We start from the raw sequence: 19,618 nt of genomic DNA, 5'->3' as shown, positions 1-19,618 counted from the left end.
GGTGCTCCGTTGTCACACCCCCGTGCGAGGCTGACGACGTGCTTGAGACTCTCGACGCCCCGGACTGGGCGAACCTGGCCCATGCCTATGGACGAGCCACCGACGTCCCCGATCAGATCCGCGCCCTGCGCTCCCCCGACCGCACCGTCCGGGAGAAGGCCCTGGGCGGGCTGTACGCGAACGTCTTCCATCAGGGCACTCGTTACGAGGCCAGTGCCGCCGCAGTGCCGTTCCTGCTGGAGCTGCTCGGCGACCCCTCGACACCGATGCGGCCGGCTCTCCTCGGGCTGCTGACCGGCCTGGCGATCGGCTACGACGAGGCGCATCTCCCCACCGGATACGAGATCGCCGCCCACCGGGAGGCCGCCGAGGGCGGGCCGGAGCTCCTGGCGGGCGCCGCGGCGCGGGTGTCCGCGGAACAGGACCGGCCGGACACCCGCCCCGAAGCCGGGGACGCGGCCGAAGAGGACGACGACGACGAGGAAGAGGACGACGAGGAAGAAGACGAGCTCCCGTCTCTGTACGCGTACCTGGACGAGCTCACCGAGCCCGAACAGTGCCGCGTGCACGCCTTCTTCGAGCTCGCCGCCTACGACGCCGTGCGCGCCGGGCTGCCGCTCGTCCGTGACCTGCTCGGCGCCGAGGACCCCGCGATCCGCGCGGCGGCCGCCCACACCCTGGCCTGGTTCCCGGAGGAGGCCCCTGCCGTCCTTCCCGCCCTGATACCCCTGGCCGACGACCCCGACCCGGTCGTCGCCGCCACCGCCCTGGTCGCCGTCGGCCTGCTGGCCACGCCCGGGACGGGGAGCGTGGCGCCCCTGCTGGAGGCCGTGCTCGACGACCCCCGGGAGCTGGTGCGCTGGGGCGCCGCCACGGCTCTGGTCCGGCTGAACGGGCCGGCGGCGGGACACCGGGCGGCCGAGGAACTGCGGTCCCGGCTTGCGGGGCTCGCCGAACGGGGCGAAGAGATCCCGTTCTTCGACGGCGACGTACGGGGATACGCGGCGCTGTCGCTGTGTCTGCTCGACGACGCGTACACGGAGGACACGTTCACCGCGCTGCTGGCCGCGTTGCCGGAGGTGTCCGGTACCGAGGCGCTGCCCGTCGCCCAGGCCGCACTGCGACTGGCGTTTCCCGAACGCGCCCTGCCCGAGGAGACCCCGTTCGCCGCCCTCGACGACCGTCGGCGACGTCTGGTCCGCGTGCTCGCGGAGTCGCCCGGGACCTGGCTGCTGGGCGGCAGACACTTCGGCAACTTCAGGATGCTCGTGCGGGGTTACGGTCTGCCGGGCGACGTGGAAGCGATGACCGCGTACATGGCCGGCACCCCGTAGCACCGCGGGGCACGGTGACGTACACGTGAAGCACGCGACGCGCGCGGTGCCCGACGACCGGCGGGGCGGTGCGGCGCGCCCCGCGCGGACCGTCTCGTCCGGTCCTCTCCCGCGCGGTCCCGCCACCCGTCGCACCGGCCCGGCGAAGCCTGGCAGACTCCGCGTCGTGAGAGCTGATCTGACTCAACTTCGGGACATGATCGACGGGGCGCCGGAATCCGTCCGCGGGCGGGCCGTCGCCACACCGGAGGCGCTGATCCGGCGGGCCGAGGCGCGCGTCGGCCCGCTGCCGCCGTCGTACCGGTGGTGGCTGGCGCGGTTCGGCCACGGCCGCGCCGGGCGCGCGGAGATCGCGACCGTGCCACCGGGCGACTGCGCCGACGACGTGTACGAGTCCATCACCGCCGACTGGCGGCTGGACGACACCCGGCTGTGCTTCGCCGTCGAGCCCGACTGCGGCGACAGCTACTGCTTCGCCCTCGACCGGAACGGCGAGGCGGGGGACGGGGAGCGTCCGGTGGTGTGCCGCGACGGAACGGACGGCGAGGAGTACCCCGTCGCGGAGTCCTTCGCCGGTTTCCTCACCGTCCAGGAAGCGCTCGCACGAGGACTGCGGGACGGCCCCAACCCCGCGGTCGCCCGCCTGTGGCGGTCGACACCGGGCGTCCTGCTCGACAACGGTGTCCAGATCTATGGTCCGCACAGCTTCACGGAACGCAACGAGACCTTCGAGGTCGCCCGGTACGCGCCCCACTGGGTGTTGATCGGCGACGACAGCGGGGGCCATGGACTGTTCATGCGCCGTCACGGCCGGGACCGCACCCGTGTGTTCCGCCTGGATCTTGGGGCGATCGACGAGCACATCGAGACGAACGGCGACCTGATGACGGACGACCTGCTCGGCTGGCTGCGGGCGGGCGGCCCGTCGGCCTGACGGGACGGCCGATGCGACCGCGCGGCGACCGGCCCCCGCGACCGGCGCTCGCGCGGTCGGCACATCACCGCCCGGTGACGACGGGGGAGCCCGGCCGGTCGGCTCGACGCCGTGAAGGTAGCCTCTCCCGATGCGCATTGGGATCGTCGGAACCGAGAACAGCCACGTCGACCACATCGTCGACCACCTCAACGTCCGCCGCGCGGGCGGCGACGCCCGTGTCGTGGCCCTCAGCGGCGGACGCGGCCCACGCAACGAGGCACTCGCGGCCACCGGCGGGACGACGAGGATCGTCGACGCCCCCTCCGACCTGCTCGGCCTGGTGGACGCAGTCGTCGTCGCGGACCGCAACGGCGCGCACCACCGCGACCACGCGATCCCCTTCCTCGCCGAGGGACTGCCGGTTTTCGTCGACAAGCCACTGGCCTGCACCGTCGAGGACGCCCAGGCCATGATCGACGCCGCGCTCGCCCACGACGCGCCGCTCACCTCGTCCTCGGCCCTCCGCTGGATACCCGACGCCGAGGCATTGGCGGCCCGGTCCACGCGCGGCGGCCGGCCGCACCTGGTCGTCGTGTCCGGCCCCGCCGACCCCGAAAGCGAACACGGAGGGATCTTCTTCTACGGAATCCATCCCGTGGATCTCGCGCTCAGGCTCGCCCCCGGTGAGATCTCCGACGTGCGCACGGACACCACTGACACCACCGTCACCGCCTCGTTCACGGCGGGCGGTACCCGTGTCGTCGTGAACCTCGTCAAGCCCACCGGCACCCACCAGATCCCCTTCCACGGAATGACGTTCACTCAGGGCACCATGGCCGAGCAGACCCTCGCCCTCGACGCGCACTACTGCGTGCCGGGCCTCGAGGCGTTTCTCGGAATGGTCCGCACGGGCAGGCCCCCGATCGCCTACGCGGACCTGCTGCGCCCCGTCCAGGTCCTGGAATCCGTGGCCACCGCTCTGCGCACGCGGCGGGACGCGCCCCGGTGAGGTGACGCATGCCGGGGCGTCACCTCCCACCACGCCCCGGCCACCCCGCCGCTGCGGTCGCGCGCGGTCGGGCGAACGGGCTGCCGCCCGCCTCGACGTACGTCAGCAACGCCGCGAGGCGAACGGGCTCCTCCTCGTCGGTCAGGTCCACGCACTCTCGTGGAAGACGCATGGCGAGTTCGTCGAGCAGCCTCTGCCTGCCGCTCTCGTAGTCCCGTCAGGTCCGCCGCGCGGCGTGCCGCCGACGACGGCGTCCCCCGCCTCGTCGGCGCCCACCGTGCCGGCGTGGCGGTCGGCGAGGACGAACAGCCCTTCGAGGCCGTGCGTGTCGACCGCTCCGTCGACATGGACTTCGCCGGGGACGACACGCCGGTGATCGACGACGCCCGCGGGCCCGACGTCGTCCTCGTCCATGACGGGGATCGTACTTTCGGATGTAGCACAGGCTGGCGGACCTCTTCGCCCGGAAGAATGCGGTGCCCGCTTCGGGGTGACGCCCGAAGGCCGGGCGAAGGGGCGAGCGGGTTCGCCGACTCCGGCCGACGGCAGAGGCATCGGAACGGGGCGACGCCGCAGAACGTCCGTAGTCGCCAGGGGCGTCCTCCGGCGATGCGAACCGGGTCCGAGCGGCGCTCAGGATCCGACGTTAATGAGCCATCCCGGAACGCGTTGGTGCCCGGTGCGTCGTCCTGCTCGCGTCGGCGGTCGAGGTGTTGCCCGGAAGGTGCCGACACTGCCTGTCGCGTGGTGGATTCCGGCGACGAACCGCGTGTCCGCCCCGGTTTGCACGGAGGAGAGCCCGGTAGGCGCACGGATTTTCCGTTCCGGCGCGGCCTGTTCCGGGATATCCGTCGCTGATCCGCCGTGGAGAGCGATGCGCACGAGGCATTGGAAAATATGAAAGTCAATAAGTAATCAATATGATTAGCAGTCCACTTGGGTGGTGTGGATTGTTCCCATTCCGCCCGCCTGGTCCGTCTGGTTCATTGAAAAGCAGACAGTTGACGAGGTGCCCGGTGTCCGCGCAACCCGCCGATACGCGGCTGGAATCCGACGGTTGGCGACGTCGGGAGGGGAAAAGAAAAGGAGCGGGTTCGCTCGGTGACCCGCCCGGCGGTGCGGGGGGTCGTGAAGCGGTCCGTACAGGTCCCCGTACGTCAATGGCTCATGCGCGAATACCGGCGTCCGTTCGCCGGCCTCGCGTGCCCGCAGGAAAGTCGTCAGTCCTCTGTTCGCGGTCTGCGCATTTTCTGTGCCGTAATTCATGAAGGTGCTGCGGATGGAAAATTGCGAACCCGTGCCGGGTGGTGTTCCGGAACCGGGCGCCGGCCGGGCGGAGGGGAAAGGTTCCCCCGCGTCCCGGGCGCGTGACCTGCTCAGGGTGTCGGCGTACCCGGTCCTGCTGCTCGCCGCGATATCGGTGGCGACGGCGGCACTGCGGTTCGACTGGGAACCGGACAGCGTGAGCCCGCTCTTCCTGCTCGGCACCATCGCCTACCTCACCGCCCTCGAAAGGTTGATTCCCTATCAGCGTTCCTGGCATCCGAGCCCCAGTGAATGGCGCTGGTACGGCGTCTATTTCCTACTCACGACGGCAGCCAGCGGAATGGCCCAGTACGTGGTCACCGCGACCGTCTCCATGCTGACACCCGAAGAACCCGTTCTCGACCTCTGGGAAGAAATCCCAGCGGCACTCCTGACGGGCTCGCTGGCGAGTTATCTCGTGCACCGGATCGGTCACACCAACCCGATATTGTGGCGATTCCACGGAGTGCACCACGTGCCGGACAAGGTCAACGTCGCCAACAACGGCGTCAATCACGTCATGGACATCGTGCTCGCCCAGGGGTTCGTGCAGCTGGCTCTGGCGCTGATCGGGTTCTCGCGCGAATCCGTGCTCGTCGTGGGACTTTTCGTGGCCGCCCAGGGATATTTCGTCCACGCCAACATCGACGTGCGCATCGGTCGGCTCAACCATGTGCTCGCCAGCCCCGAACAGCACCGTCTGCACCACAGCACCGACCTGTCCGAGGCGGGCCACTACGGCTCGGACCTGTCGATCTGGGACCACCTCTTCGACAGCTACACCTGGCGGCCCGGCCGTGAACCGGTCGCGGTCGGACTCGTCGACCCCGCGTCGTTCCCGCCGACAGGTGCGATCACCTCCACCCTTCTCCACCCCTGGCGCCGCGCGAAGAGAGCCGGGCCCGGTCCCGTCTGACCGTTCCCGATCGTCCGGACGACCCGGACGGCCCGGACAGCCCTCCCGATCCCTGCCGTGCCCCGGCGCCACGACTTGAGGAGTACAACCTTGCCCGACGTGAACAGTGCCTCTGTGAGCGACAAAGTAGCGATCATCGGCATGGGCTGCCGACTGCCCGGCGGTGCGTCCGACCACCGCACGTACTGGCAGAACCTCATGGAGGGCAAGGACTGCGTCACACCGACACCGGCCGACCGCTACGACGTCACGACGCTAGGCAGCCGGCACAAGGACAAGCCGGGACGCCTCGTCGGAGGCCGGGGCGGATACATCGACGGATTCGACGAGTTCGACCCCGGGTTCTTCGGCATCAGCCCGCGCGAGGCCGACCACATGGACCCGCAGCAGCGCAAGCTGCTGGAGGTGGCCTGGGAGGCGCTGGAGGACGGCGGCCAGCGGCCCGCGGAGCTCGCCGGGAGCAACACCGCCGTGTTCGTCGGCGCGTTCACGCTCGACTACAAGATCCTCCAGTTCTCCGACCTGGGCTTCGGTTCACTGGCGGCCCACACCGCCACCGGCACCATGATGACGATGGTCTCGAACCGTCTCTCGTACTGCTTCGACTTCCGGGGACCCAGCCTGTCGATCGACACCGCCTGCAGTTCCTCCCTGGTCGCGGTGCACCTCGCCTGCCGGAGCCTGCACCACCGCGAGACCGACCTCGCGCTGGCCGGCGGCGTACTGCTGCACATGGCGCCGCAGTACACCATCGCCGAGACGAAGGGCGGCTTCCTGTCGCCCGACGGCCGCTCGCGCACGTTCGACGCCGCCGCCGACGGCTACGTACGCGCGGAGGGCGTGGGCATGGTCGCCCTCAAGCGCCTCGACGACGCCCTGCGGGACGGCGACCCGATCCACGCGGTGATCCTCGGCACGGGCGTCAACCAGGACGGCCGCACCAACGGCATCACCGTGCCCAGCGCGGACGCCCAGGTCCGGCTCATCCGCAGCGTCTGCGCCGGAGCCGGGATCACGCCCGGCGCGCTGCAGTACGTGGAGGCGCACGGCACCTCGACCCCGGTCGGCGACCCGATCGAGGCGAACGCGCTGAGCCGGGCGCTCATTGAGGGCCGCAGGCCGGGCGACCCGTGCTACGTGGGGTCGGTCAAGACCAACATCGGGCACACCGAATCGGCGGCGGGCGTCGCCGGACTCATCAAGACCGTGCTCTGCCTCAAGCACCGCCGGATCCCGCCCCACATCAACCTGGACCGGATCAGTCCGGCCGTCGACGCCGCGTCCGCCCCGTACCGGATCCCGACCGAGCCGACCGCCTGGCCCGCGCACGAGGGCCCCGCCCGGGCCGGTGTGAACTCCTTCGGATTCGGCGGCACCAACGCGCACGTCGTCCTGGAAGAGGCACCGAAACGGGAGATCCCGCGCACCGCGCACGAGGAACGGTCCTGGAACGTCCTCCCGCTCAGCGCCAGGACCCCGGAATCCCTGCCGGACGTGGCGGAGGGCATCCGCCGCGAACTGGCCGGCGCACATGGGCCGACGGCACCGCTGCCCGACCTCGCCTACACGCTCGCCCGCCGTCGCCAGCACCTCGAATCCCGGCTCGGCGTCGTGTACTCCTCACCGACCGAACTGGACGAGGGGCTCGCGGCCTTCCTCCGCGGCGAATCCCACCCCCGGGTCGTCCAGGGCCGGAGGCTCGACCCGGAACAGCGCGGCCTGGTCTGGGTCTTCACCGGAATGGGACCCCAGTGGTGGGGCATGGGACGCCAGCTGCTGGAGGGCGACGCGGTGTTCCGGGACGCCGTCACCCGCTGCGACCGGGCGATCCGCGAGCTCGCGGGCTGGTCCCTGATCGACGAGATGACGGCCGACGAGGCCGATTCGCGCATGGCCGAGACCTGGCTGGCACAACCGGCCAACTTCGCCGTCCAGGTCGGACTCGCGGCGATGTGGCGACGCCACGGAGTGCGGCCCGACGCCCTGGTCGGTCACAGCACCGGCGAGATCGCCGCCTTCTACGAGGCGGGCGTCTACACGCTGGACGACGCGGTGAGGATCGTGGTGCACCGCAGCCGGCTCCAGCAGCTGCTGACCGGCACCGGCACCATGCTCGCGGTGAGCCTGCCCGAGGAGGAGGCACAGACCCGGGCGGCCGCGTACGGCGACCGGGTGTCCGTGGCCGCGGTCAACAGCCCCTCGGCCGTCACCCTGGCCGGCGAGCGCGACGCCCTCGCCGAACTGGCCGAGGAGCTGCGGGCGGAGCAGGTCTTCGCCAAGTTCCTGACCGTGGAGGTGCCTTATCACAGCGCGGGCATGGAGGCCATCAAGGACGAGCTGCTCGCCTCGCTGGACGGGCTCGACCCACGGCCGGCGACCGTACCGCTGTATCTGACCGGCCAGGAGGGCACGGCACACGGCCCCGAACTGGACGCGGGGTACTGGTGGAAGAACGTCCGCGACCGCGTGCGGTTCCGGTCGGCGGTGGACCGGCTCGCCGACGACGGATACGGCCTGTTCCTGGAGATCGGCCCGCACCCGGTGCTCGGCCACTCCATCCGTGAATGCCTCGACGGCCGGGGAACCACCGCACGCACCCTGCCCTCCATCCGCCGCCAGGAGAACGAGCCGCAACGCTTCGCCGCCTCGCTGGCGCACCTGCACACCCTCGGTGTCCCCATCGCCTGGGACACCCTGCACCCGGCGGGCACTCCCGTGACCCTGCCCCGCTACCCCTGGAAGCGCGACCGGTACTGGACGGAGCCCGGACCCGTCGCACAGGTCCGCCTCGGCCGCACCGACCACCCGCTGCTGGGCCGCCGCACCACACACACCGAACCCACCTGGCACACCGCACTCGACACCGAGCGGCTGCCCTACCTCGACGACCACCGCATCCAGTCCACCGTGGTCTTCCCGGCGGCCGGGTATCTGGAGATGGCCATCCAGGCGGTCCGCGCCCTGACCGGCGGCACCCACGCCGTGCTCACGGACATCGAACTCCGCAAGGCACTCTTCCTGCCCGAGGGCGAGGACCGAGCCGTACGCCTGACGCTCTCGTCGCGGAACGCCTCGTTCACGATCGCCTCGGCGGGAGAGGACGAGAGCGACCGCGCGGTGCACGCGAGCGGAGTCGTGCGCTCCGGCCAGCCACGCCCGTCCGGCCCCCCGGTCGACATCGAAGCCGTCCGCGCCCGCATGCGGCGCCGGCTTGACGGCGAGGGCTGCTACGCGGAACTGGCGGCCCTCGGTTACCACTACGGTCCCGCGTTCCGTGCCGTCGAGGAGGTCCGGATCGGCCACGGCGAGGTGCTCGCCCGGCTCCGCCCGCCCGCGGTGATCGGTGACGACGCGGCCGGCCACCACATCCACCCCGTACTGCTCGACGGCTGCTTCCAGTCGCTGCTGACGACGCGGCTCCTGGACGACGGCACCGACCGCCAGGACTCCGGCATCCGCCTGCCGCTGTCCATCGACGAGGTGTGCCTCGCCCCGGTCGGGGACCGGCCGGTCTGGGTGCACGCCACGGTGACCCGTGAGGACGCGGACGAACTCGTCGGGAACATCGCCGTCTACACGGACGACGGCGAACCGCTCGGGAGCATCCGGGGATTCCGCGCCGCCGACGTGGAGAAGGCGTCGACGGCGGTCGGCCTCGGAACGATCGACTCCTGGCTCGCCGAGACCGTGTGGACCGAACTGCCGCCCCTCGGCGAGAACGAGAACACGGACGAGAACCGGAAGCCGAACGCGGACGAGGCGCGGACCGGAGCCGACCGAGCCACCGGGGGCGGCTGGCTGGTGTTCGCCGACAGCCGCGGCGTCGGCGACGCCCTGAGCGCCCTGCTCACCGCGCGCGGCGAGCGGTGCCACCTCGTACGACCGGGGGAGACGTACCGGAGATCGGACGACGGACGGGAGTTCACGATCGCCCCCGGCTCCGTCGTGGACCTGGAACGGCTCCTCACCGACCTGGGCGGGCCCGGACACGGCGAGAGCCGCCTTCGGACGGGAACGCACGGAACGGACGGAAGACACGCGGCGGACGGACGCGACGGCGCGGCGCCGCTTCCCACCACCGTCGTGCACCTGTGGAACCTCGACCTGCCGCGCCTCGCGGAGGCGACACGACGCGACCTGGCACACCACCGCGACACCGGCGCGTACTCGCTGATCACGCTCGCCCGGACGCTGCTGCGCCGCGGAGCGAGCGGGCGGCTGCACATCGCGACCCGCGGCGCACAGCACGTCGAGCCCGGCGAGACGGTCGAACCGCTCGGAGCACCCGCGTGGGGCGTCGGCCGGGTGCTGCGGCACCAGGAACTGCTCAGCCACCCCGGCAAGCTGATCGACCTGGACCCCCGCCCCGGGGCGGGCGAGGGCGCCCCGGCCGAGGCCGCCGCGCTCCTGCGGGAGATCCTCACCGAGGACGAGGAGGAGATCGCGCTGCGCGGTACGCGCCGCCTCACCAGCAGGGCCCGGCGCGCCGAGGGACTGACCCGCCCCCTGCCGCTGCGCCTGCGCGCCGACGCCGACTACGTGGTCACCGGTGCCTTCGGAGCGCTCGGCCGACTGCTCTGCCGGACCCTGGTACGGCGTGGAGCGCGCGGCCTCGTCCTCATCGGACGCACCACGCTGCCGGACCGCACCGCCTGGCGCGATCTCGCCCCCGACACCGCCGAGGGCCGCGCCGCCGCCTTCGTCAAGGAACTGGAGGCGCTCGGCGCCCGCGTCGTCCTGGCACCGCTCGACATCACCGACGAGGAGGCGTTCACGGCCTGGCTCGACGCCCGTCGGCGCACCGACCCGCTGCCGGTCCGCGGGGTGTTCCACCTGGCCGGGCAGGTCCGCGACACCCTCGTCGCGGACATGGACCATCGCACGTTCACCGACGCCCACGACCCCAAAGCCGTCGGTGCGTACCTCCTCCACCGGCACCTGCGCGACGAACCGCTGGACCACTTCGTGCTGTTCGCCTCGATCGCCTCCCTGCTGACCACCGCCGGCCAGACCAACTACGCCGCGGGAAACGCCTTCCTGGACGCACTGGCCCACCACCGCAGGTCACTCGGCCTGCCCGCCCTGAGCGTGGACTGGGGGCCGTGGGCCACCGGCATGATCGAGGAGCTGGGCCTCGTCGGCCACTACCTCCACAGCCGGGGGATGAGCTCCCTCGCACCGGATGTCGGCATGGCCGTACTGGAACGCGTCATCGGCCAGGACCGGGCGCAGTTGCTCGTCGCGACCGTCGTCGACTGGCCGGTGTTCCTGGCCTGGTACGCCTCACCGCCCGCGCTGGTGGGCGAACTGGCCGCGACCGCCCGCGCGGCCACGGCCGACGCGGGGGCGGGCGACGGCCTCCTGGACACCTTCCGCGACGCGGACGCGGCCGAGCGCCTGGCCCTGGTGACCCGACGGTTCACCGCCGTCGCCGCCTCCGTGCTCCGGGCGGGCCCCGAGCAGATCGACCCACAGGCGGGTCTCAACGCGCTCGGCCTCGACTCGCTCCTGGCGATGGAGCTCCGCGCCCGGCTCGGTGCCGAGCTCGGGGTGGCCCCGCCCGTGGTGGCGCTGCTCAGCGGCACGACGGTCGGCGAACTGGTCGCACAGCTCCACGACAGCCTCGCCGAGGCGGTGGCTCTGGAGGCCGGAGGCGGCGACAAGGCGGCGGTGGAGGTGTTCGAGGACGAGTTCCGCCACCCGCTGACGCAGAACCAGAAGGCGCTCTGGTTCCTCCGCCAGCTCAACCCCGAGGGCTACGCGTACAACATCGGCGGCGCGGTCGAGGTCAGGGTCGCCCTCGACCCCGACCTGATGTTCGAGGCCGTCCGCCACCTCGTCGCACGCCACCCCGCGCTGCGGACCAACTTCCTCACGGTGGACGGGCTGCCGATGCAGCAGGTCTCGCCCGACCCGAGCCCGGACCTCGCGCTGTTCGACGTCCAGGACCGGGCGTGGGAGGAGATCCACCGCACGATCGTGGCCGAGTACCGCAAACCGTACGACCTCGCGCACGACCCGCTGTTCCGCTTCCGCCTCTTCAAGCGCGGCCCCGACCGCTGGGTGATCATGAAGGCGGTCCATCACATCATCTCCGACGCGATCTCGACGTTCACCTTCATCGAGGAACTCCTCGCGGTGTACGAAGGGCTGCGCCAGGGCCGCGCGCCCTCGCTGCCCCCCGTCACCGCACGCTACCTGGACTTCCTCAACGCGCAGAACCGGTTCCTGGCCGGACCCGCGGCGCAGCGCATGCTCGACTACTGGCGGTCCCACCTGCCGGACGAGGTACCCGTCCTGGAACTGCCCACCGACCGGCCCCGCCCTGCCGTCCAGACCCACAACGGCGCCTCGGAGTTCTTCGTCCTGGACACGGCACTCACCGCCCGCGTGCACGCCCTGGCCCGCCGGCACGACGTGACCCCCTTCATGGTGCTGCTCGGCGCCTACTACGTGCTGCTCCAGCGCTACTCCGGACAGGACCACGTCATCGTGGGCAGTCCGGTCACCGGCCGGACCGAGCAGGAGTTCGCCTCCGTCTACGGCTACTTCGTCAACCCGCTGCCGCTGCACGGCGACCTCTCCGGCGAGCCGTCGGTCGCCGAACTCCTGCAACAGGTCCGCACGACCGTACTGGGCGGCCTGGACAACCAGGAGTACCCGTTCGTCCTGCTGGTCGACCAACTGGGCCTGCAGCACGACCCCAGCCGGTCGGCCGTGTTCCAGGCCATGTTCATCCTGCTCACGCACAAGGTGGCCACCGAGAAGTACGGCTACCGGCTCGAATACATCGAACTCCCGGAGGAAGAAGGGCAGTTCGAGGTCACCCTGTCCGTCTACGAGGACGAGGCGGACCACCGTTTCCACTGCGTCCTCAAGTACAACACCGACCTGTTCGAGGCGGAGACCATGCGGCGGATGGCGTCGCACTACACGAGGATCCTCGACAGCATGACCCGGGCGGCGGCCGAGCACCCCGTCACCCGGCTGGAGATGCTCGGCGCCCGGGAACGCGAACGCCTGGTCGGCGAGTGGAGCGGAGCCGGACGCCTCACCGCGTCCCCGGAGCCGGAGAAGCCCGGCACCGGCGGGGTCCGGCCGGTGCACGAACTGGTCGTCGAGGCCGCCGCCCGGTGCCCCGACGCGGTCGCCGTCACCGTACCGGCACCCCGCGGCCCGGCCCTCCGGCTGACGTACGCGGAGCTGGACCGCCGCTCCGACCACCTGGCGTCACGGCTGCGGGAACAGGGAGCCGGGGGCGGTTCGACCGTGGCTCTGTGCCTCGACAAGTCGCCCGACCTCGTCGTGGCGCTCCTCGCGGTGCTCAAGGCCGGCGGTGCCTACCTCCCGGTGCCGCCCGACCACCCCGCCGACCGCGTCGCCCGCACCCTGCGGACGGCCGGTGCCACCCTCGCCCTGGTCGAGGACGACACCGCCCGCGACCGGTTCACCGGACTGCCGGCCCGGACACTGACCCTGCGCGAACTGTACGAGGCGCCGCCCGCACCGCAGGACCGGCAGGCGCCCGCGTCCGGCTCCGGACAGCGGCCGGCTCCCGAGACGCCCGCACCGGCCGCCGTACCTCCGGTGGACCTCGACGCGCCCGCCTACGTCATCCACACCTCCGGCTCGACCGGAATCCCCAAGGCCGTCCAGGTCAGCCACCGCAACCTGGCCTCCGCGTACCGCGCGTGGCTGGACGAGTACCGGCTCGACCGGGACGTGCGCGTGCACCTCCAGATGGCGGCCCCCTCCTTCGACGTCTTCACCGGCGACCTGGTGCGCGCGCTGTGCTCGGGCGGCACCCTCGTACTCGTCGACCGGGACCTCCTCTTCGACACCGAACGCCTCCACCGCACCATGCGCGAGGAACACGTCGACTGCGCCGAGTTCGTCCCCGCCGTCGTGCGCGGACTCATGGACCACTGCGAACGAGAGGGCCACAGACTGGACTTCATGCGCCTGCTGGTCGTCGGCTCCGACGCCTGGAAGGTGGGGGAGTACCGGCGGCTGCGCGACCTGTGCGGCCCGCACACCCGCGTGCTCAACTCCTACGGGCTCACCGAGGCCACCATCGACAGCGCCTGCTTCGAGGGACCCGCCGACGACCTCGAACCAGGCCGGACCGTGCCCATCGGACGCCCCCTGGGCAACAGCACGCTCCATGTCCTCGACCGGCACGGCGAACCGGTCCCGCCCGGCGTCCCGGGCGAACTGTGGATCGGCGGCGAAGGAGTCGCCCTCGGCTACGCCGGCGATCCGCGGCAGACGGCGGAACGCTTCGTGACCCGGACCCTCGGCCGGGGACCGGAGGCCCGACCCGTGCGCCTCTACCGCACCGGGGACGCCGCACACTGGGACACGCACGGCGTCGTCCACCTGCTCGGACGTGTCGACGGCCAGATCAAACTCCGCGGCCACCGCATCGAGATCGGCGAGATCGAGACCCACCTCGCCGGGTGGCCGCAACTGGCCCGCACGGTCGTCACCGTCCGTCCCGACGCCCGGGGCGAGGACGCGCTCTGCGCGTACTGCGTACCGGTGCCGGGAGCGGAACTCGACCGGCGCGCGCTGCGCCGTCACCTCGCCGACCTGCTGCCGGCCCACATGATCCCCGCGCACTTCGTCACCCTGGCGCAGCTGCCGCTGACCCCCAACGGAAAGGTCGACCTCGCCGCTCTGCCCGAGCTCCGGCCCGACACCGCCGAGGAGCCGGAGGAGACGCCCGGCACACCGTTCGAGGTCAGCATGGCCCGGCACTGGAAGGAACTGCTCGGGCTCGAACGGGTCGGCGCCGCGTACGAGTTCTTCGAGGCGGGCGGCAGCTCCATCAAACTGATCGAACTGATCCACCGCCTGCGGCAGGAGTTCGGCGTGGGCATCCCCGTCAGCCTGTTGTACCGGGTCACCACCCTGCAGGGCATGGCCGCGACCGTGGAACGCCTCGCCACCGGCGGCCTCGTGGACGACCTGCCCTGCCTGGACTTCAACACCGACCGGGAACAGACCCTGTTCTGCTTCCCCCCTGCCGGCGGCCACGGACTCGTCTACCGGACCTTCGCCGCCGGGCTCACCGAGCACCGCCTCGTCGCCTTCAACTACGTCCCCGGCGAGGACAAGACGGCCCGCTACGCCGACCTCGTCGAGTCCATGCAGCCCGAGGGCGCCATCCGGATGCTCGGCTACTCCCTCGGCGGCAACCTCGCGTTCGAGGTGGCCAAGGAACTCGAAGGCCGCGGACGCGACATCGCCCATGTGATCGTTCTGGACTCCCACCGCATCACCGAGCCCTACGTCCCCGGCCCCGAACACTTCGAGGTCTTCGAGGCGGAACTGGCCGAACACCTGCTCAAGCACACAGGATCGGAGATCGTCGCCCGAGAGACCCTCGAACACGCCGCGGAATACCTGGCCTTCTGCGGCCGTCACCCCAACCTCGGCACGGTGTCCGCGACCGTCAGCGTCGTCACGGACGAGGAGAAAACCGCCCTCTACGCCGCCGACGCGCGCGGCACCTGGCACGGCAGCTCCGCCACCGCCACCGCCGTGCTCCGCGGTTCCGGGATCCACGCCGACATGCTCGACCCCAAGCACGCGGCCCGCAATGCCGACCTCGTGCGCGGCATCCTCCAGGAGGGCGGCGGCCATGACCGATGACACGGACGAGACATGGGGCCGCGACGGACGCACGGCGGACGGCGCGCCCCGGGTCATCGTCATCGGCGCGGGAATCGCCGGACTGTCCACCGGGTGCTACGCGCAGATGAACGGCATGCGGTCGCGCATCTTCGAGAAGCACGTACTGCCCGGGGGCTGCTGCACCGCCTGGTCGCGCGACGGCTACATCTTCGACTACTGCATCGAATGGCTGATCGGCACGGCCGCCGGCAACGAGGCCCACCAGGTCTGGCGCGAGCTCGGAGCGCTCGACGGCAAGACCGTCACCAACTTCGAGATGTTCAACCGGGTCGTCGACGAGACCGGCCGGTCGGTGGTCTTCTACAACGACCCGGACCGGCTGGAGGAGCACCTGCTCGAACTGTCGCCCGCCGACGCCCGCCTCATCCGCTCGTTCTGCCGCGACCTGCGGCGGTTCACCGCCATCGAGCTGTACCCGTTCCTGACCGCGCCCGCCCTGCGCACCCTGCGCGAGAGAGCCTCGACGCTGCGCACTGTGCTGCCCGCGTTCCGGCTGTTCTGGCGCACCGCCTCCACCCCGATGCACGAATTCGCCGACCGGTTCCAGGACCCGTTGCTGCGCCGGGCGTTCCGCAACATCTTCTTCCAGGACCCCGAGGGCTTCCCCCTCCTCCCGTACCTGTTCAACATGGCCAGCGCCCACCACCGCAACGCGGGCTTCCCCCAAGGGGGTTCGCTGGGCCTGGCCCGGTCGATCGAGGAACGGTACACGGGACTGGGCGGCCGGATCGGCTACCGGGCACGGGTCGAGAGGATCCTGGTCGAGGACGGACGCGCCGTCGGCGTCGAACTGCGCAACGGCAGGCGGTACTACGCCGACCACGTCGTCTCCGCCTGCGACGGCCACACCACCATCCACGGCCTCCTCCAGGGCCGGTACACCGGACCCCGCATCGACAAGCTCTACAACGACCTGCTGCACCGCCGCGGCGCCCTCTTCCCCGCCGTCGTCTCCGCCTTCGTCGGGATCCGCGGCGACCTGGGACACGACCGGGCGCACAGCACCACCTACCTGCTCACCCCCGAGGACGCCGCGCGCCTGCCCGGAGCGCTCCAGAGCAGTCTGGTGGTCCAGCTGCGCTCCGACTACTCCGACGGATTCGCCCCGCCCGGCCGCTCGGTGATCCACTGCACCTACTTCAGCGACTTCACCCACTGGAAGGAACTGCGCGCCGCCGACCGCAAGGCGTACCGCGCGCAGAAGCACGAAGTGGCCGAATTCGTCCGGGGCTTCCTGGAACGCCGCATGCCCGGCACGGCCGAACGCATCGAACTCGTCGACATCGCCACCCCGGCGACGACCCGCCGCTACACCGGCAACCATGACGGCTCGATCCTCGCCTGGAAGGCGTTCTCCGAGGCCGACGACGTCGCGACCAAGCTCGTCGGCAAGGACCGCATGCGCCTGCCCGGACTGAGCGGCTTCTCCATGGCCGGGCAGTGGGTGGGCCTGGGCGGCCTCATCCGCGCCGCGTCCACCGGCCGCTTCGTCGTCCAGTACCTCTGCGACGAACTGGGACGCTCCTTCACGGCGCACGAGAGCCGGGGCGACGAACCCTGGCACCCCGGGAAGCTGGGCCGGCTGCCCCAGCTCGACCGATGGTCCACCCGCGGGGACACCCGCACATGAACACCGAGGAGACCACGCGCGTGTCGCGTTCCCGACGAGAATCGATGATCATCATCGGCGCGGGGCTCGGCGGCCTGTCCACCGGCTGCTACGCCCGGATGAACGGCTACCGCACCCACATCCTGGAGATGCACGAACTGCCGGGCGGCTGCTGCACGGCCTGGGACCGCGGCGACTTCACCCTGGACCCCTGCGTCAGCTGGCTCCTCGGCAGCGGGCCGGGCAACGAGATGCATCGGATCTGGCTGGAACTGGGCGCGTTGCAGGGCAAGGAGATACGGCATTTCGACGTCTTCAACGTGGTGCGCGGCCGGTGCGGCCGGGCCGTGTACTTCTACTCGGACCCCGACCGCCTGCAGGCCCACCTCACGGACCTCTCGCCCGTCGACGCCCCCCTGATCCGCGGCTTCTGCAAGCAGCTGCGCGCCTTTCGCAAGTGTCTCGCCGTCTACCCGTTCCTCAAGCCGGTCGGGCTGATGTCGACGCCGGAGCGCTGGCGCATGCTGGCCGGCTTCATTCCCTACTTCAACGCCGTGCGCAAATCCATCGGCATCCTCATGAGCGACTTCTCGGCCAGGTTCAAGGACCCCCTGCTGCGCGAGGCGTTCAACTTCATCCTGTACGAGAAGCACCCGGCCTTCCCGGTGCTGCCGTTCCACTTCCAGCTCGCCTCGCACGCCAATCTCTCCGCGGGCGTCCCCGAGGGCGGATCGCTCGGTCTCGCCGAGTCCATCGAGCGCCGCTACCGCGCGCTCGGCGGTGAAGTCACCTACAACACCAAGGTCGAGGAGGTCCTGGTCGAGGACGACCGGGCGGTGGGGGTGCGGCTGAGCGACGGCGAGGAAATGCGCGCCGACATCGTCGTCTCGGCCTGCGACGGCCGCACCACGATGATGGACCTGCTCGGCGGGCGCTACCTCGACGACGCGTACCGACGGCTCTACACCCGAACCATCCTCGAACCCGGCATGGTCTTTCCCGGGTACTTCATCCTCTTCCTCGGTCTGCGCCGGGACTTCCGCGACGCCGATCCCTGCACGACCCACCTGCTCGACGACGAGGTCGCCTCCGAGCTCACCGGGATCCGTCACCCGAGCATCAACGTCCAGTTCCGCAGCAGGCACTTCCCGGAACTCTCCCCGAAGGGGACGAGCATCGCCTACGTCACCTACTTCTGCGACATCGCACCCTGGCGGACTCTGGACGAAGGACCGGAGCAGGTGACCCGCAGCCGCGGCGGCCTGAGGCTCCACACCCTGCCGGTCCGTCACGGACGCGGCTACTACGCCGCCAAGCGCCGGGCCCGCGAGGCGCTGATCACGTTCCTGGAGCGGCACCACCCCGGGATCAGGGACGCGATCGCCGTCCGTGACGTGTCGACCCCGCTCACCCAGGTCCGCTACACCGGCAACTACGACGGCACGGTGCTCGGCTGGCAGCCGTTCGTGGAGAGCGGGGAGACGCTGGAGACGCTCATCAAGAAGCACGGCCCCGGCCTTCCGGGACTGCGCAACTTCTACCAGTCCGGTGTCTGGGCGACGACGGGCGGCCTGATCCGGGCGGCCGCGGCGGGCAGACACGTCATGCAGTTCATCTGCCGGGACGACGGGCGGACGTTCACCGCCTCCGTCGACGAGAGCGGGCCGCCGCCGACCCATCGCGTCATCCCGGTGGGACCCCGGCCGGACACCCCGTCCGGCACGGCGGACCGTTCATCCCTCGTCGAGAGAAAGGGAATGCGATGAGGACCAGGAAGTGGGTCGTGCAGGAGCACATCGAGGGCGTGCCCGACGTCGACCGGGTGTACGGGATGGTCGAGGAGGACCTCGACACCGACCTCGCCCCCGACGAGATGCTGCTGAGGACGCGGTACGTGTCGGTGGACCCCTACCTCCAGGGCATCGCGCTGGACACCCCGATCGGCGCTCACATGGGGGCCGACTCGATCATGGAGGTGCTGGACGCGGGCCCGCTGGCGGCCCACCGCCCCGGCGACCTGGTGCAGGGATTCGGCGGCTGGCGCACCCACCTCGTCAGCGACGGCACGGCGACCCCCTGGCAGACCGGGACGTTCCCGATGGTCTTCCCCGCCTTCCGGCGCCTGGACCCGCACTGGTACGACGACGCGCTCCCGCTGACCACCGCGCTGAGCGTCATGGGCGGCCCCGGCATGACGGCCTGGGGAACCCTGACCAAGTTCATGTCGGTGCGTCCCGGCGACACCGTCGTGGTCAGCGGCGCCTCCGGCTCGGTGGGTTCGCTGGTCGGGCAGCTCGCCAAGCTCGCGGGCGCCCGCGTGGTGGGCACGACGTCGACGGCGGAGAAGGCGGACTACCTGGACGAGCTGGGGTTCGACGCGGTCATCGTCTACCGCCACGGGGACAGCTGGGAGGCGGTCCGGGAGGCCCTCGGCTGGGTGGCACCGGACGGGATCGACAAGTACTTCGACAACCTCGGGGGCACGGTCACGGACGCCGTGTTCTCGATGCTCAACGTGGACAGCCAGGTGGCCGTGTGCTGGCAGTGGGCCACCCAGGTCGGCCGGGAGGCGACCGGCCCCAGGCTGCTGCCGTACATCATGTTCCCGCGCACCTGCGTGCGCGGCATCTTCTCGCTGGAGTGGTTCACGGAGCAGAACTGGCACGCGCTCCATCACGAGCTCGGCGGCAGGGTCCGGCGGGGCGAGGTCCGCTTCGGCCACACCGTCCACCGCGGCTTCGAGAGCATTCCGGACGCCTACCGGAGCCTCTACGAGGACACGGGGGGCCACCGCGGCAAGGTGCTGGTGGAACTCTGACCCCCGGTCATC

Annotated in this window: 9 protein-coding genes; 8 read left to right on the top strand and 1 reads right to left on the bottom strand. The window is 71.1% G+C overall.

Annotated features, from left to right (window positions below; genetic code table 11):
* The first annotated feature begins 38 nt into the window (after positions 1 to 38).
* From AB0E67_RS22235 to AB0E67_RS22225, 3 genes are all read left to right on the top strand, one after another.
* Positions 39 to 1,334, top strand: coding sequence for a HEAT repeat domain-containing protein (locus AB0E67_RS22235; protein ID WP_362029472.1), 1,296 nt, complete (start codon positions 39 to 41; stop codon positions 1,332 to 1,334).
* A gap of 166 nt (positions 1,335 to 1,500) precedes the next feature.
* Positions 1,501 to 2,268 carry an SMI1/KNR4 family protein gene (locus AB0E67_RS22230; protein WP_362029469.1) on the top strand — a complete coding sequence of 256 codons (768 nt, stop codon included), beginning with the start codon at positions 1,501 to 1,503 and terminating at the stop codon, positions 2,266 to 2,268.
* 130 nt (positions 2,269 to 2,398) lie between these two features.
* Positions 2,399 to 3,259, top strand: coding sequence for a Gfo/Idh/MocA family oxidoreductase (locus AB0E67_RS22225; RefSeq protein WP_362029466.1), 861 nt, complete (start codon positions 2,399 to 2,401; stop codon positions 3,257 to 3,259).
* Between the two features lie 141 nt (positions 3,260 to 3,400).
* Here the strand turns inward: AB0E67_RS22225 and AB0E67_RS22220 are convergent, their stop codons facing one another.
* Positions 3,401 to 3,673: a hypothetical protein gene (locus tag AB0E67_RS22220; RefSeq protein ID WP_362029463.1), complete on the bottom strand. Its 273-nt coding sequence runs from the start codon at positions 3,671 to 3,673 to the stop codon at positions 3,401 to 3,403.
* An 865-nt stretch (positions 3,674 to 4,538) separates the two neighbouring features.
* Between AB0E67_RS22220 and AB0E67_RS22215 the strand changes: the two genes are divergently transcribed.
* The 5 genes from AB0E67_RS22215 to AB0E67_RS22195 all read left to right on the top strand — a co-directional run bounded on the left by AB0E67_RS22215 (position 4,539) and on the right by AB0E67_RS22195 (position 19,606).
* The gene (locus tag AB0E67_RS22215) at positions 4,539 to 5,480 is read left to right on the top strand and encodes a sterol desaturase family protein (protein WP_362029460.1); all 942 of its coding nucleotides are present in this window, start codon (positions 4,539 to 4,541) and stop codon (positions 5,478 to 5,480) included.
* A gap of 90 nt (positions 5,481 to 5,570) precedes the next feature.
* A complete protein-coding gene (locus AB0E67_RS22210) occupies positions 5,571 to 15,137 on the top strand; it encodes an amino acid adenylation domain-containing protein (protein ID WP_362029457.1) in 9,567 nt (3,188 codons plus the stop codon).
* Positions 15,127 to 16,809 (top strand): NAD(P)/FAD-dependent oxidoreductase, encoded by a 1,683-nt coding sequence (locus AB0E67_RS22205; RefSeq protein ID WP_362029454.1) that lies wholly within the window; start codon positions 15,127 to 15,129, stop codon positions 16,807 to 16,809. The genes AB0E67_RS22210 and AB0E67_RS22205 overlap by 11 nt, the downstream gene beginning before the upstream one ends.
* Positions 16,806 to 18,554, top strand: a complete 1,749-nt coding sequence (locus AB0E67_RS22200) for an NAD(P)/FAD-dependent oxidoreductase (RefSeq protein WP_362029451.1) — start codon at positions 16,806 to 16,808, stop codon at positions 18,552 to 18,554. Before AB0E67_RS22205 ends, AB0E67_RS22200 begins: the two co-directional genes overlap by 4 nt.
* Positions 18,551 to 19,606 carry an NADP-dependent oxidoreductase gene (locus AB0E67_RS22195; RefSeq protein ID WP_362029448.1) on the top strand — a complete coding sequence of 352 codons (1,056 nt, stop codon included), beginning with the start codon at positions 18,551 to 18,553 and terminating at the stop codon, positions 19,604 to 19,606. The genes AB0E67_RS22200 and AB0E67_RS22195 overlap by 4 nt, the downstream gene beginning before the upstream one ends.
* Positions 19,607 to 19,618: the final 12 nt, after the last annotated feature.

This window comes from Streptomyces sp. NPDC032161, assembly GCF_040636995.1.
Lineage (GTDB): Bacteria > Actinomycetota > Actinomycetes > Streptomycetales > Streptomycetaceae > Streptomyces.
This window is presented reverse-complemented; position numbering and strand designations above follow the sequence as displayed.

Bases quoted from the DNA above. Each gene is read 5' to 3' on its own strand.
- AB0E67_RS22225 (WP_362029466.1), top strand. From the start codon at position 2,399: ATGCGCATTGGGATCGTCGGAACCGAGAACAGCCACGTCGACCACATC.
- AB0E67_RS22220 (WP_362029463.1), bottom strand. From the start codon at position 3,673: ATGGACGAGGACGACGTCGGGCCCGCGGGCGTCGTCGATCACCGGCGT.
- AB0E67_RS22215 (WP_362029460.1), top strand. From the start codon at position 4,539: ATGGAAAATTGCGAACCCGTGCCGGGTGGTGTTCCGGAACCGGGCGCC.
- AB0E67_RS22205 (WP_362029454.1), top strand. From the start codon at position 15,127: ATGACCGATGACACGGACGAGACATGGGGCCGCGACGGACGCACGGCG.
- AB0E67_RS22200 (WP_362029451.1), top strand. From the start codon at position 16,806: ATGAACACCGAGGAGACCACGCGCGTGTCGCGTTCCCGACGAGAATCG.
- AB0E67_RS22195 (WP_362029448.1), top strand. From the start codon at position 18,551: ATGAGGACCAGGAAGTGGGTCGTGCAGGAGCACATCGAGGGCGTGCCC.